Below are 16,487 nucleotides of genomic sequence, written 5' to 3' on the forward strand. Positions count from 1 at the left end.
GACAGCCCTTTCTTGTGAGATTATAAATAGTAGAAACAGGTGAGAACGATTGAGAAGACAATCAATCCAGTGCCCGATGTAAGAAAAAGCGACGTTCCGATTCGCACGAACGACTCCTTCTTTTCCTCGAAAGCAGGGTCGTTAGCTTGAACGATGTCACTGTCCATCATGCGCGGCTTGCGAAAGAACATCCCTTTCAACTGCTTGAATCCATGCAGAAAAATCGTGAAAAATCCGGAGCGTGTCACGACGACAATACTCCCTACGATCAACAGGAAAAGCCCGATTAAAAAACTCTGGTTAATTAATGGCACCAACGTCCCAGCTTGAATGGTAATTCCTAAAATCACACTGCTGATCACGGAGAGAGCGAGTAGGAGAATGAGCCATTTTTTCAACGAAGAAGCACGTCCTTTTTATAGTGTAGGTGCGATGCGCTCTGCCTCTCGCAAAAAAGCCTGAACGGCAGATGGGGCTTCACGAAGCGAACGTACAGCCAAGCCGATTTGCCGAGAGAGAGGCGGCGTGATTTCTTTGACAGCGACATCAGGTAGTTGTGTTGGTAGAGTCAGTGACGGAACGATTGTAACTCCAACACCGCTTTCTACCATGGCCAAAATCGTTGTATTATCAGCGATTTCATAGGAAACAGTTGGCGTAAGCCCAGCCTTGGCAAACTCCGCGCCAATCAACAAGTGACAACCCGCCATGGGCATGAGAAACGATTCGCGGGCTAATTGCTCCAAGGTAAGGGAGGGCTCTTTTGCCAAAGGATGCTGGGCTGGAACGACAGCATGCAGGGCGTCTGTCGTCAGCAGAATTCCCTCGAGCTCGTCATCGGGCCACACATGAAAACCGACATCGACAACTCCCGAGCGAATCCATTCTTTTATTTCTTGATAGCTACCTTCATATAGCTTTGTTTGCATATGCGGATAGTGACTTTCTATCGACTTTAGCAATTTGGGTAGGAGCTGAGCGGTTACGCTGGGAAAGGAAGCAATCCGGAGCGTTGCCTCCAGATGCTCGCCTGATTCGGCAGCCACCTGTTTAATCAATGAGACGTTTTCCAATATGATCCGGGCCGAGGTGACGATTTTTTCGCCAGCTGCGGTCAGCTTAACACCGCTGCGATTGCGGGTGAACAAGGAAATACCGAGCTCTTTCTCCAGTGCGCCGATGGTATGACTTACACCCGACTGGCTCAATCCGATTTGTTCCCCAGCTCGCGTGAAGTTGCCAGCGTTGGTGACAGCCACAAGGACTTCCATTTGAAACAAAGTCATAGAGCTTCTCCTTTCATGAAGTTTTTATCATGGTTGGTATGCGAAAGCTTCATTTTACAGCGCGCTTGCACCACTTTAAGATGAAAAACAAGAGAAGCATTCGTTTAACAAAAGGAGAGAAATAACCATGAATCATGTGAGCGTATATCATGTGGACGCCTTTACGAGAGAGCCGTTTGCAGGCAATCCCGCGGGCGTCATCCCGGAAGCAGGTACTTTGACTTTACACCAAATGCAGAAAATTGCCAATGAGTTGAATCTTCCTGAGTCTGCCTTTTTGATGCCATCCGACCATCCAGAAGCTGATTTTCGCATTCGCTATTTTTCTCCTTCGGTTGAGATCGATTTCTGCGGACATGCGACAGTGGGTTCTGCTTGGCTATTGGCAACAGAGCGTGGTTGGTTGGAAAAGGGTAGTCGTATCGTGTTTGAGACAAATGTTGGTTTGATTCCTGTTCAATTGATGATGGAGGATGGCCAGTTACAGCGAGTGGAAATGACCCAAATCAGGCCTTCCGTGAAGGAGATTGATGTAGACAGCGAAGAGGTAGCGAGGCTGGTAGGCATAACATTGGCCGATCTGGATGATCGCTATCCGATGAAGCTCGCTTCCACTGGAAATAGGCATCTACTCGTTCCAGTCCGCACCCGCCAGGCAATCGATGCAGCACAGCCATTGCTCGCTTCCCTCGCAGAAATGAATAAGGAACACGGCATCACAACCACTCATTTGTTTTCGTGGGATGCTCCTGAAGGCTATGACTTGTACACGAGAGATTTTGCGCCTGCGATCGGGATTGCGGAAGATCCTGTAACAGGTGCTGCAAACGGGGCTTTGGCTGGTTATCTGGCATTGGAAGAGTTGCTGCCTGCTGGAAAAGTGACAGAGCTCGTCATAGGGCAAGGACATGCGATTGGTCGGCCAGGAAAGCTGTATGTAACCGTTGATCGATCTGGAGAGGAGCCTGTTATTCGTGTAGCAGGTGAGGCGCATTTGACGATTGCGGGGCAAATGAGAGGATAAATAAGGAAAGGTGAAAGGCGTTCTTGTCTAAGAACGTCTTTTTTTGTCTTTATTTCCTGTTGATCCAATATAAGGAATTCATTATAATTCGAATTGTGTGTTTAAGGAATATTTCACTAATTTTACCTGTACTTATTTTCTTTCGGTTTTGAACCGGTATGGGGGAGGGAGTCTTAGAGATGAACAGTAAATTCATCCGTTCCATCAGTATTTGTAACGTATTTATCCTGCTCTCTTTACTGTTTTTGCAAGCGGTTCCTGAGCAGGTGCGTGCAACGGAAAAAAGCAAAACTTACTTGATTGGTTTCAAGGACAGTAAGCGAACAAAAAGGAGCGCCATTCAAGGAACGTCTGTGCAACAACTTAGCTCCAAAATTATGGTGGCTACCTTAACTGAAAGCGAAAGGGAGGAATTATCTCAAGATCGAAATGTCGCGTACATAGAAGAAGATAGTGACACAGAGTTAGCAGAGATCGACCTGACAGAAAAACAGGAGATCCCATGGGGAGTCGAGCATGTAGGTGCACTTCAAGCACATAGCAAAAATTACTTAGGTAAAAATGTGAAGATAGGAATTTTGGATACCGGAATCTCACGTCATGAAGATTTGAAAGTGAATGGTGGCATTTCCTATGTAGAAGGTGAAGTGGATTACGATGATGCCCATGGTCATGGTACCGCAGTAGCTGGGGTAATCGCAGGAAAAGACAATCATCTTGGAATCGTAGGAGTCGCGCCAGAAGCGGAAATCTATTCGATCAAAGTTCTTGATGAAAAAGGTCATGGCAAGTATTCGAGTATGATTCAGGGAATAGAATGGGCCATCCAGAATGGCATGAATATTATCTCGATCAGTGCAGGTGGGTCCGTGGGCAGTCAAGCGTTGCACGACCAGATTAAAAGGGCAAATGAGCATGGAATTCTGGTCATTGCAGCAGCGGGCAATCGAGGCCTGGGGGAGGATACCCAATTATTCCCGGCACATTATCCGGAAGCCTTGTCGGTAGGTTCGGTTGATCGGGATAACCAGCGTGCAGATACCTCCAGTGTAGGAGCGGGTTTGGACCTGATGGCTCCGGGCGTGGATATTTTAAGCACTTCCCTTCACAAAGGGTATGAATTGCGCTCGGGTACTTCGCTAGCTGCTCCTCACGTGGCAGGTGCCGCAGCAGTCATTTGGTCGAAGAAGGGAAAGGCAACCAGCGATGAAGTCCGGGATATTTTGATCGAGAGTGCAACACCACTAGGGGAGCCACGTTTTTATGGTAAAGGGCTGGTGAACCTGGAAAAAGCCTTGGAAATAGGAAGCACACAGTCTACCGGGATTCAGGCGATTGAATCTAATCCTAACGAGCTGGCTATTTCCGTAGGGCAGAGCCATCCATTGAAGATCAAGGCGAAGCTGAAAGATGACACGACCAAAGACATTACCGAGCAAGCGAATTATGCCAGTAACGATGAAAAAATCGCTACAGTAAACCCAACAGGAATGGTGATCGCGACTGGCATTGGTGAGACGCGATTGATCGTAACGTTTGAAGACAAGACGATCGAAATCCCGGTAGTGGTTAGTGAAAAGGTACCTTTGACCCCACGTGGTGGTCTTGATACCCCAGAAAATGGTGAATTCATTGTCAGTACGTATGTGTTGAAGGGATGGTATCTAGATCCAGCAGGCGTGTCCCAAATCAGTATCATGGTTGATGGCTTAAAGGTTGGAGAAGCAACTTATGGTGACCCAAGGCCCGATATTGAGGCCAAGTATCCAGCGTACCAAAATGGAAACGCAGGCTTTCATTTTAACCTGGATACAAGAGAAATGAGCGTAGGATTGCATACGATTTCGCTTGCCATTCAAAACAAGAATGGAGAGCAGTCGGTTATCGAAGGAAATACGTTCTATGTTGGCACCAAGCAGCCAGTAGAAGGCCTTCATGCGGATGTTTCCAAGCTGGAGCTAACGGACGAGAATACGCATCAGCTCGTTATCTCTACGATTCTCGAAGATAAAACGCTAAAAGATGTCACGATGCTGGCTGAATACACTTCTTCGGATGAAAGTATCGTAACGGTATCCCCAACTGGCTTCGTAAAAGCAAAAGGACTGGGAACAGCGATTGTGACGATTCGCTATGAAGGACAAGCCATCACGCTGCCTGTCACGATCCAGGAAAAAATCGCGCTCATACCGCGTTGGGAACTAGAGAGTCCAGCCGATCATTCCACAATGACGGGAGTCTCTCTCATGAAAGGCTGGTATTTAGATCCGGCAGGTGTAGCAAAGATAGCGGTCCATGTAGATGGGAAATTAGTCGGGGAAGCTCTTTACGGGCAATCGCGACCTGATATCGCGCAGGAGTACCCGGCATATCAAAATGCTACTTCTGGTTTTCAGTATTTTTTGGATACGACTCAAATGACGGAAGGGCAGCACACCATTACTCTGATGGCTGTGAATCAGGAAGGCAAAGAGCAAGTGCTGGCGGAGCGCTCCGTGTCTATCGAGCGTGCACAACCTGCCAAGAGTATAGCTGCAAATGTAAGCAAAGTCGAGCTATCACAAGGGAATACACAGCAACTGACCATTTCGGCTGTTTTGCAAAATGACCAAATCAGAGATGTAACAAGAGAAGCGAAGTACACCCTTGAGGATTCTACTGTTGCCAGCATTTCCGATCACGGAATCATCACTGGTCTGCAGATCGGAAAGACCACGGTGATTGTCGACTACCAGGGACAAGTGCTGACGTTACCGATCACGGTGAAAGCAGCTGCTGGAGCTTCCCAAGGGGGATTGGACAGTCCTCTCGACAACGCGACGATTAGCGGAATCTACCCTGTAACAGGCTGGTTTATCGCCTCAAGTGGCGTCTCGAGCATTGAGGTATTGGTGGATGGCGTTGTAATCGGTGAAGCCAAGTATGGAGTTCCACGTCCCGAAATCGAGATTACGGATATTTCTTTACCGGGTAGCAACGTTGGATTTCAATACAGCCTCGACACAGCTCTTCTCCAAAAAGGAAAGCATGCCATTTCTGTTCGTGGAACAGCCAAGGATGGAAATCAAACGATGTTGGGGTCAAGAACCGTTCAGGTGGTCGAATTGATCCCGGCAATCGGATTGCACGTAGATATCGCCGAGCTGCAGCTTTCTCAAGGAAAAACACATCCACTCACTGTCAAAGCAGAGCTAAAGGATCAGAGCAAGCAGGATGTGACCAAGCTAGCCCTCTACACCGTAGAAAATCCATCTGTTGCAAAAGTGAGTCCAGACGGCGTAGTTACGGCTCTCGCGCAGGGCAATACGAGCCTTACGATCAAATACGGAAATCAGAGTATCCAGATACCAGTCGTCATTACAGCAGCAGAAGTACGAAAGGCAATCGGCGAAATAGAAACGCCAGCAAATGACGCGGTTATCCATGGTTCGTATACGATAGCGGGCTGGTTTTTGCATCCTTCTACGCCTACTCGTTATCAGGTCTTCCTTGATGGAAAAGAAGTCGGACAAGCCAATTCGGGTATAGCACGACCTGACATTGCCCTGCTGCATCCAGATTATAAGAATGCGCATGCAGGATTCAGTTATACGATGGACTTGTCCGATTTGCAATCCGGTCATCATACGGTTTCTGTTGTGGTGACGGATAGCGAAGGCAAACAATATCCGTTGCCAGAGAAAAGCTTTGTGGTTAGAGAAATAACTCCGGCAGATAGTTTGAAGCATACGGAATCGGGAATTAGTTTAGCAAAATCGTCGATGCAGAAGCTACGGATTACCGCAACTACAGCTGGTCAAAGTCCAAAAGATGTGACTGCGCATGCCGTATATTCGTACGAGAATGCCAATGTGATCCACGTGAGTCCATTGGGAATCGTCACAGGACTCGAAGTAGGAATGACCAAGATTGTCGTCAGTTATGGAGGTCAGACCCTAACGATTCCAGTGGTTGTGACGGAAACAGAATCAGGCCCACTGGTTGCAAAAGGAAAGATCGACATTCCGATGGAAAAAGCAGAAATTGGAGGAACCACAACAATTCAGGGATGGCTTCTTGATCCGGACGGTGTAGCCAAGATTGAAGTTTGGATGGATGGGCAGCTACAAGGAACGGCAGTATATGGCGGACCTCGCCCAGACATTTTTGCCCTGTATCCACGCTATGAGAATGCAAATGCAGGCTTTCAGTATCAACTCCATACAATGAGTTTCAATGAAGGCGAGCACAAAATAACCGTACGAGTAACCAACAAAAAGGGAGTAGAAAGTCTCGTCCTCGATAAAGAGGTAACAGTTGGCCCCGTAACAGGGATTACTACCAACCTCTCCACAATTGATCTTGAGAAAGAAAAGACCGCTTCTCTCACGGTTGTAGCAGCTTATCGGGACAAGAGTACAAAGGACGTAACAGGCGAAGCCACCTACGCAATTCAAGACCCAGCCATTGCAAAAATAGACGAAACTGGTGTGATAACGGGCCTAGCACCAGGGAATACCGTTTTGTCCATTACTTTTGCTGGCATCGTTCAGCAAGTGCCTATTCATGTGAAGGGTGGCACTCTGACGACGACAGGTGCGATTGATGCTCCAGAAGAGAATGAACAGATTAGTGGGAGCTATAACGTGGCAGGCTGGTTCATGACCTCCGGTGAAGTGGAAAAAATCGAAGTGCAGATGGATGGCGTTGCATTGGGTGAGGCGAAATATGGACTGGAGCGCCCAGATATTTTGCGAATGTACCCAGAGGCACCACCTGTAAAACCCGGTTTTTCGTATCTGTTGGAAGTGAATGATCTGGACTTGGGACAGCATCAGCTGACTGTGCTGGTAACGGAAAAAGACGGGAAACAGACTAGCATGGAAAAGGCGATCACAATTGTGAAACCGATTCATGACAAATACACCTATTGGCTGCAATTTTCAGATCAGCAAGGTAAGGACAATTGGTCCTATCAAGAGGTGTCAGGGAATCAACATGCTGATTTGACATGGAATAAGCAAACAGAAGAATGGAAGGGCAATCACGATACGGCCATCGGAAATACCTGGATAAAAGTTGGCAGCACAAGCCCTGTCATCAAATGGGAAGCACCACGATCAGGAAAAATCCAGGTCAGCGGTTGGATTTCCAAAATTCAAGTCGATGAGGGCGATGGGGTAAACGTCCGATTGTTGAAAAACGATGAACAAATTTGGCCGTCCACTGGCTGGCAAGCCATTGAATTCAACGATGAAATTGGTGTGGGACTCCAAGAAGAACTTGAGGTAGAGCAAGGAGATGCGCTCTTGTTTCAAGTGGATCAAAAAGAAAGCAGCATCGGCGATTTACTAAAATGGACACCTGAAATTACCTACGTGAGTAACGCCGTTAATGATAATGCGTCTCCCCAAATCTATTTGACCTCTCCCGTTGTGGGAGCAGCGGTCTCCACCGTTGATGGCAAAGATGTCGTTGCGATCTCAGGCTTTGCCATGGATCCGAATATGGGAGATCAGGTAAACATTTGGTACCAGCTGGATGATGGAGATCCACAAGAGTTGACGAGATTTACGGCTTCGGAAAAGCCCCAACCATTTTTGTTCAACCTGCCCACTCATCACTTGAAACCGGATGTTCTTTACTCTCTTCGTGTCTGGGCAGTCGACCAAAAGTCCGGAAGATCACTCAGTGAAAAAGTAGACTTCACCCTGGACATGATAGCGCAAGCCGAAAAGGAAGACATTGTGGTTGTCGCAGACTGGAAATCTCCGAAGGATGGAACCGAAATTTCAAAAGGAGAAAAGGTTTCACTGACATGGGAATATGTAGGCTACGGTGGGCACTCCAGTAAAATCGAATCGCAAGAATTACTCATTTATATAAGCGAAGGTGGGCGTGTCACCTCAACGATCCGCGAAAAATTGACAGGTACAGCACGTTCCTATGTTTTTGATACAAGTGTGATCGAGAAAAATGCCCGAGTGGAAGCACGAATTCGCACGATTATGCCGAAGACGCCTGCTTATGTTTATGGTGGTACGGCGAAGTTGAATTTTAGTGTTCTGGCTGCCAATCAAGCACCTGTCGTAGCTAGTACGGGGTTTGTCACCTTGGACAGAGGGCTTACAGGAACCATCAACTACACGCTCAATGAAAATGATGTCACAGACAAAATCGTTTCGACAAAATTACGAGTGGGCTTCACGCCAGGTGGAAACGAGATTGTTGAAAAAGAGGAGCTGATCCCGGAAGCTTCTCAAAACAGACAAGTTGTTAGCAGGTATTCCTTCCCGCTTACAAAAGATATGCTGCACCAGACCATTTACTGGACAGTGCAGGCGCAGGATAACCGGGGAGCTTGGACACCAGCGGTTAACTATTCCGTCCCACTGGAAGAAGCACTTCCGAAAATCGTGATCTACACGCCGGTTGCCAAGAGAGTCATGGACCTTGATGACATCTTTACATTGGATGGAACATACACGAAGCTTACCTCTGGAGAAACGATTGAAGCCAAAGTGTCCTCCTCTCATTCTGCCAAAAAATTTACAACAACAGGAACCTCCGGTCAGTGGGAGCTGAATTGGACGGGGCGGGAACTCGGATCGGGCACGTACGAAAATATCCAAGTAACGGAGCCGATTGTGGCCTATTACAGTGGAAGCTTAACGGTAGAAGACAAGCCGGATGCACCAAGCATCGTTAACGTGGAGGCCGAAACCAATTCACTCAAAATCTATTGGAGTCCATCTGTAGGGGCCATTGACTACGGAGTCCAAGTCGATGGTGGCGGTATTAAAAAAGTGGGTGACGTCACTAATCATACGATCGCGGGCCTTCAGCCTTCCCGTGTGTATACCATTAAACTTTGGGCGTATACTTCAACCGGAATTAGCAGCTACAGCAGTTCGATTACGGTTGAAACGAGACCAGCAGAAGGCAATTTTAATGGAATGGTTGAGAATAGCCCCGTGCGGATGTATTTCCCTGCAAATGAGGCGCAATACATGAAAATCGTTGCCGGAGCAAATGGAACCTATTCATTCACGTTAAACAACGATTCGGGTTCACCTGCAAATGCAACCCTATCCGTCTATAAAGCGGCAAGCTTGCAGGCACATGAGGAGATTGCGGCGGATGCCAACGGAAGAGTCAACCCCGTGTTTGTTGCAGGAAAAACCTATTATGTAAAAATTGTCGCTAAGGATTCCATCTACGCTACGCTCCTGGCAAAGCCGGGGGGAGAGGCCTTTACCTTTAACCAACCAAAGGAAATTACGCTTCAGCCTGGTCAAACGGTAGAGATGGCCATGAATACGATCATTTCTGGCAAGTATCGCATGACGACACAATTGAAAAATCAGACGCATAAATATCCAGTTGTCACGGTACTGTCCAATGGAAATGCCATAACTCCTAAAGAGACGCCAACTCCTTCCGAAAGCAATTATGAGCTGGGGATGGGGAACTACACGATCAAATTGACCAATACCGAGAGTTATCCGGTGAGTGTTTCCTTCACTGTTTTTGCTCCCCCGCCTGGTGGGACTCTTTATGAGTACGTATACGATCAAAACAATCGGATTAAGGCGATTAAAGAAAATGGCGTAGAATCCGTAACCTTCATTCATGATGAGAATGGAAACATTTTGAAAAGTGTCAAGCATGCAGTGACGCTTCCACCAAAAGGAACCGTATTACATGTGGATCAGGAAAAGGTGGAGGTACGAGCTGGCAGCACGCGACCGATCAAGGTCACAGCAACAAAGGAGGACGGCAGTACGCTGGATGTAACAACACAAGGCCTTTACACGGTGGTAGATTCTAGAGTTGGATTTATCGTGAAAGGCGTTGTGTATGGGATGAATCCTGGAACTACAGAGGCCAGGGTGTCTTACGACGGACAGTTTAAAACGATAACGATTACGGTTGTACCGTAATCCATGTTCATGCAGTCCCCCCTTCGCATCATGGGGGGACGAATATCTCTAACGGAGGCATTATGAAACATTTTTCCATAAAATCACACATGATCGTTGTGCTTTGCCTTGCATTATGCACGACGATGTTGCCGCTTGGAACGACGTTCGCAAATGAATCCGCACCCGACTCCATCTCTCCAGTTACGTCAGGTGAGAAAGCAGCAACTCCTGACACGACAATCGAAGAGATTCAACAATCCATGGGCGAGTCAATCACCAATGGCAAAGGAGAAGCAAAAAATCCGACCGAGTACACGGAAACGGATATTTCTTCGCTTACATGGACGCAGCTAGAGACTGACACTGTTATTGACATTCATCGCAGTTTTGACAGAGCATTGTTAAAATTCGCAGCCTATTTCTATTCCGAGCTGCTGCAATTACTAACAGCGGAAGAACAAGAAGAAGTCAAACGCCTTTCCACTGAGCAGATTATCACCCAATTCGAGAATTTGAGTCAGGAAAGCAAAGACCTGTTGCAGCGGTTACCCCCTCTCGTTTTATCTAAAATCAATGAAATCAAGCAACTGGAAGAACAGATGGAGGTCCAATCCACTTCGCTTCCTCCGGTAAAATACACCGAACAGGATCAGGAGTTTCGCTTTGCTCGTTCAAAAACAGAGCAATCCGTCGACAATCTATATCGCGCTGCAAACCTCGTCGAGCAAGATCTCTACTTGCCAGGAAAGAATGGACTGTATCTGGATATAAAGCGTAGATACCACTCCATGAGCAGTAAAATCAGTGTGCCAACCTGGGATGATGATCTAGACAAGAATGAAGCCCTACATGACACTGACAAATTTGCAACCGGCTGGGATTTTAATATGCCGAGATTGGATATCGTCAGTCGGGAGCAGGCCGTAACGGTAAGGGACGATGCCTATGATTCAAGTCTACAAATTTACTCTACCAAGGTAGATAAGGATCCATCGAGTAATCGGTATTACATTACCTTAGAAGACGGTACATCTTTAGAATACCGGTTCAACAAGTTTGTGAATTATCCGTATCAAGACATCCGCTTCACGATTGACGAAGTGAATCGGAAGTACACGCTGCATTACCGTAATCTGAAGTATGAATTTGATATGACTCGAGGAATGGTCGTCAAATCCAATATTTACGGGGATACGATCAAGTACAATCTGAGTAGCGACGGAGAGAAGGGCAGCATCGAAGATAGTGTCGGTCGTTATGTGGTATTGAACCGAAAGCAAAACGACACCACGCAAGACTTGATCGTCTACAAAGACAAGACCGAGACCACGGTGCTCAAGCACATTCGCTACCATTTTGAACGAAAGTTCGCATTGAGCGCTTATCATCAGCTTGTTCGAGTAGAAATCTTGCCGACAGCAGGAAGCGGAAGCAGCGCATATACAGTGGCGCGTTATGCCTATCATGATCCCAAAACGAAGGGCATAGCCTATTTCAATTTAAATAAAAAATATACGCTGGATAAGCTCCCAACCGATCAAAGCCTCCAAGATTCATCCAAGTATTGGGAATCGGATACAAAGAAGCGTAAGGAAATCGATTACTTGCTCATGCAAGAGGTTTCCTATCCGTTGCAAGGATTAAAAATCAACTACGACTATCGTCCCTATCAACTAGGTCAGACTACGTTTAATGACGGTCTCGTACGGATTTTTCAAGACAAGCATGCACTCAGCTATGTAGCCTATCATCCAGTCAATAAAGTATCGTACAGCTACACGCAGAAAACGCCAAAAGGAACCAATACGTATAAGCTCGAAAAGAACTATGCCAATAACGACAACCTCCGCGAAATATGGAAGGTATCAAAGGAACAACTGCCTCGATTAAAGAATTTTGCGGAACGCCATGGGGATACCATCCAAGTGACAGAATCTGAGGCTTCCCGGTACACGAAGAATTCCATTTACAAGGTCAATCAAGATGGAAATACGTTGCTGCGAAGCGAAAAGACAACAGGCGTGAGCAAAGGCGGAACAAATGTATCAGGCGCGAAGTATCGGGTCGAGTACAATCCAACTACGTACACAACCTATGCCTATTCAGGCCGGAACACAAAGCCGACGTATCAATACGTTTTCCTGGAACCGACATCGGCAGTTAGCGATCTGGATGTTTACAATTCCTACTTGAAAGACCCGAACCTTTCCAATCGCTCGCGGTATGCAGCTAAGATCAACAATTACGCACAAGAGACGTACCTGGAATACAACCATTATGGACAACTGATCAAGCAGATTGCGCCAAACGGCATTATGAGCACATGGACATATGATGAAGTGGCGCTGAATCCACGGGGCTTCCTTACCTTCTCTGTATTGAAGGCAGCCAGAACACAATCAACGACAGCACCCGGTGATTCGTATTATTCGAATACCACCTATGAGTACAACGATCAATATTTGCTCCGGAAGGAAACGGAGATCAACTCGTTCCCTGCCAATTTAATCAATACGCCCAAGAGTCAATCGGTTGAACGAACCTACGAATACACAAACAAACAGCTTTATTCGATAACGGAGAACTTTGGCGGAGGAAAGACACGGACGCAGACCTTCACCGCTTATGATCAATACGGAATTCAGCCTACGCAAATCGCACTCGCAGGTGTCGAGCTGGAAAGCGGTAAATCGGATGTATCGAATTTTTCCTACGACATCGATGACAAAGGCCAAATCAAAAGCCAGACCTATCCGAACGGAAGCAAGGCTACGTATGAATACGATGAATTAGGAAGACCTCTATCAGAGACTTTTCAAAATCAAGGCGCAAAACGAACCATTACGTATGTCTATCGGGACGGCGAAGCCTCTGGATCGAGTGCAGAGGGACCGGGCATCGTGGAGAAAATTGCCCCAGATCAATCGAAGCTGATCACTTACTACACCCCATATGGAGATACCGCTTATCAAGAACAGATAGGCACAACAGGTGCGAAACGTCCATTGGTAGAAAACGAGTTTACGCCGGATGGGTTAGAGGTTAGCCGTACGGTTCCTTTTGGGAAGCAGGAGGAAAGCACCTCATACCTGTATGACTGGGATGGCTTTTTGTATCAAACGACGAATGCACTAGGAACCACCAAGCACCATCGAAATAATGCCTACTCGGATGGAACAAGATACTTACCTCGTTTGACGGAACAAACGCTCTCTCCAAATGGTTTTATCGCGACCACCTACAGCGATTTGTATGGAAAAGTGGAGAGCACAGAGGAGACGACCCAAAGCGGCAGTCACCATCGCGTGACGAACTACCAAACGGATCGATTCGGGAAAGTAACCAATAAAGAAATCTCTGACGGCAAGACTTCACAAGCGTGGAGCATGCGCTTCGACCATAACGACAACCTGGTTTATTTGCAGGACCCGGAAAATAACGTAAACGTATATGGCTACGATACGCTAGGCAATCTCACCAGTGTTCTGGAAAATGGGACGACTACCGCAGAGTATACCTACAATAGTTTGGCATGGAAGCTCTCCGAGAAGAATCCAGAAACGAGAGCAGAGACGTACACCTACGATAAAAGCGGCCTTGTGAAAAGTTACAAGGACAAAAACGGCGTCACGTTCAACTACGACTATTCGCCTTTCCATGAACTGACGAAAGTTTCTTCTGGTACAGCCTTCTATGAAGAGCGCGTGTACGATCCACAGTCTGGTCTGCTTTTGAGCGAGAATAATCACACAGGAAACGCCATCAGCTATGGCTACGATGGATTCCATCGGAAGAATCGCCAGACGATGATGGGCAAAGACTACCAGCTTCTCTATTCAGACAATGACGATTTGGTAGATACACTTGTATACCCTGCAAGAAGTGCGGTATCTGGTTCTGCTCCATCTCTAAGTGTCGGATACACCTATGACAACGCGAACAGATTGAACGCGGTGGCGATTCCAGGAGTCGGAACGACCACGTATACGTACGATATTAGTAACTCAGGAGAAACCAACGCTATATCGTATCCGGGTCAACCGACAGCCATGCAACAATCGGTTAGCTCGTTTGCAGAACTAACAGCAATGAATCACGCAGACGGCTGGAACGAGACGAATGGCTACGATCTGTTTGGGAATATCACCAGTCAAAAGCGCTCTGGTACGAATTATGGATTGTTTGTGTACGACAAGCTTTCCCGGATCAAGGAAGAATCGGTCGAAGGGAACGTTAAGCAGTATTCCTATGACAAGCGCGGCAACCGTCAAGTGTATGCAAATGCTCCGGCAAATATCTTGGGCTCCTATGAAATGAAGCACGATTTGTTTAATCGTTTGCAGGAGTATAAGGATGAGAAGGGGACAACGACATACACGTATTATCCAGGTGGACTGCGTGCGACGAAGCAACAGACTGGCAGCGTGACGGATACGACTCACTACGTCTATTTGGATGGGCAAGTGATTGAAGATCTGACGCAGGATGGCAGGGTCAAGGCGCGGAATGTGTTTGGTAACCAGTTGATTTGGAGGAAAGACTACGCGTCAAATCTAGAAGGTACCTACTATTACAATAGCCACGGGGATGTAGTTAAGATCAAAGACCCGAGTGGGAATGTCCTGAATACGTATGAGTATGACATTTGGGGCAATTTGATTGTAGATAAGGTCAAGGAAACGATCTCAAATCCGTTTATGTATGCAGGGGAAATGCACGACAAGGAGAGCGGATTCTATTATTTGCGTGCTAGATATTACGATCCGAAGATAGGTCGGTTTATATCCGAGGATACGTATAAAGGACAAGTGGATAATCCGTTGACGTTGAATCGGTATACGTATACTCACAACAATCCGGTTAGGTATATTGATCCTACAGGACATGATGCATGGCTAGTTCATGGGACTTTTTCGGATAATTCTACTTGGAAGGATGATTTTGTTACGTATTTCAAAGATTTATACAAAGAGGATGTAAGAAAATTTGAGTGGTCAGGTGATAACGATAATACGGCAAGGGTAAAGGCAGCACAATCTTTGGCAAGCGAGATCATGAATTGGCGAAGTATTAAAGGTAATGAGAAGAAACCAATTCGGCTAATTGGTCATAGTCATGGCGGAAATGTATCAATTTTAGCAGCAAATGTTTTGGAACATGAAGGAATTCAGGTGGAAACGCTTGTTACTATTGCTACTCCTGTAAGGGAACTTGAATATTATTTAGAGTATCCAGTGGGACAGCATCTACATGTTTACAATGAACGAGATGGTGTACAGGTAAATGGGGGAAGCGTATGGTTACTTGGCGAAGCCAAACGGGAGTATACAAATGCAGCAAATATAAAAATTGAATTAGGGGAGGAGTACAACCCAATTGAGGCTCACTCTGCAATGCACTCTAATGTTGAAAGGTGGAAAAAATATATAACGCCGTATCTCGCAAAATTTTATGTGGAACCAAAAAGGTAAAAAATAATCTTACTGCGAAACTAAATTAATTAGCAGGAGGGGGAATGCCCAGTGCGATTGTGGTTGAAGTTAATTTGGATCATCACTATACTCGTTAATTTATCAGGTGTTATCTGGTTTGTACTTGGCTCTACTGCAAATTTTCAACGCGGTATAGACTTGATTTCCACGGTAATACTTTTGTATCTAGGTATACCCTCAATTTTATTGATAGTCGTTTCTAGTTTTCTATTATTGAAAAAGTGGAGTCCATCTAGGTGGTGGGAGTTCATTGGGGTTTTAATTATCATCATTGCCATGCTTTTAATGACACCACATTTGTATAAAAACGTAGAGACGAATGGGTGGTTAACAGAAAAAATAAGAACTGATTCCATACAGCAGACACCGGATGGTAGATTTGAATACTGCATGGAACTAATTAATTTGTTTCAGAAAAATAGTTCAGCTCGCTTATATTTAAAGAATACCCAGACATTGGAGGAAATAAGAATTCATTTAGAGTTTCCTACAAAGGAGATCACAGGTGTATCTTGGGGTGATGTAAATTACTTTGTTAAGCTCGAACCAACTACTAACTCAAATATTTACATACTTAACACTACCGAGGAGTTTCCTTTTCCAAATGAGAAATATGAAATTAATATACAGGAGAAAACAGCAGTAAAAATAAACAATTAATAGAACTACCTCATCCCCTAAACGAGTAATCTACGCTCGTTTGGGGTTCTTTTTTGTCTGAAGTAAGGAAACTTCGGAAACAATCTACTTTTGAGAGAGCAAGGCTGACCTACAAGCAAGG

6 protein-coding genes are annotated in these 16,487 nt (G+C 46.0%); 4 read left to right on the plus strand and 2 right to left on the minus strand.

Annotated elements, in window-relative coordinates; all coding sequences use genetic code 11:
• Nucleotides 1-20: 20 nt before the first annotated feature.
• Together BBR47_RS09155 and BBR47_RS09160 are read right to left on the minus strand one after the other, a co-directional pair.
• A complete protein-coding gene (locus BBR47_RS09155; RefSeq protein WP_012685488.1) occupies nt 21-398 on the minus strand; it encodes a DUF3899 domain-containing protein in 378 nt (125 codons plus the stop codon).
• An 18-nt stretch (nt 399-416) separates the two neighbouring features.
• The gene (locus tag BBR47_RS09160; protein WP_012685489.1) at nt 417-1,286 is read right to left on the minus strand and encodes a LysR family transcriptional regulator; all 870 of its coding nucleotides are present in this window, start codon (nt 1,284-1,286) and stop codon (nt 417-419) included.
• 127 nt (nt 1,287-1,413) lie between these two features.
• On the opposite strand from BBR47_RS09160, the gene BBR47_RS09165 reads away from it, so the two are divergent.
• The 4 genes from BBR47_RS09165 to BBR47_RS09180 all read left to right on the plus strand — a co-directional run bounded on the left by BBR47_RS09165 (nt 1,414) and on the right by BBR47_RS09180 (nt 16,366).
• Nucleotides 1,414-2,310 carry a PhzF family phenazine biosynthesis protein gene (locus BBR47_RS09165; protein ID WP_012685491.1) on the plus strand — a complete coding sequence of 299 codons (897 nt, stop codon included), beginning with the start codon at nt 1,414-1,416 and terminating at the stop codon, nt 2,308-2,310.
• A 179-nt stretch (nt 2,311-2,489) separates the two neighbouring features.
• Nucleotides 2,490-10,232 (plus strand): S8 family serine peptidase, encoded by a 7,743-nt coding sequence (locus tag BBR47_RS09170; protein ID WP_012685492.1) that lies wholly within the window; start codon nt 2,490-2,492, stop codon nt 10,230-10,232.
• A 62-nt stretch (nt 10,233-10,294) separates the two neighbouring features.
• Complete coding sequence (locus tag BBR47_RS09175) at nt 10,295-15,685, plus strand: RHS repeat-associated core domain-containing protein (protein WP_012685493.1); 5,391 nt, start codon at nt 10,295-10,297, stop codon at nt 15,683-15,685.
• 51 nt (nt 15,686-15,736) lie between these two features.
• Entirely contained in the window at nt 15,737-16,366 is a 630-nt protein-coding gene (locus tag BBR47_RS09180; RefSeq protein ID WP_012685494.1) for a hypothetical protein, read from the plus strand.
• Nucleotides 16,367-16,487: the final 121 nt, after the last annotated feature.

The sequence above is a fragment of the Brevibacillus brevis NBRC 100599 genome (genome assembly GCF_000010165.1).
Taxonomy (GTDB): Bacteria; Bacillota; Bacilli; order Brevibacillales; family Brevibacillaceae; genus Brevibacillus; species Brevibacillus brevis_D.

Coding starts and splice junctions, on each gene's coding strand:
- BBR47_RS09165 (WP_012685491.1), top strand. CDS start 1,414: ATGAATCATGTGAGCGTATATCATGTGGACGCCTTTACGAGAGAGCCG.
- BBR47_RS09160 (WP_012685489.1), bottom strand. CDS start 1,286: ATGACTTTGTTTCAAATGGAAGTCCTTGTGGCTGTCACCAACGCTGGC.
- BBR47_RS09170 (WP_012685492.1), top strand. CDS start 2,490: ATGAACAGTAAATTCATCCGTTCCATCAGTATTTGTAACGTATTTATC.
- BBR47_RS09175 (WP_012685493.1), top strand. CDS start 10,295: ATGAAACATTTTTCCATAAAATCACACATGATCGTTGTGCTTTGCCTT.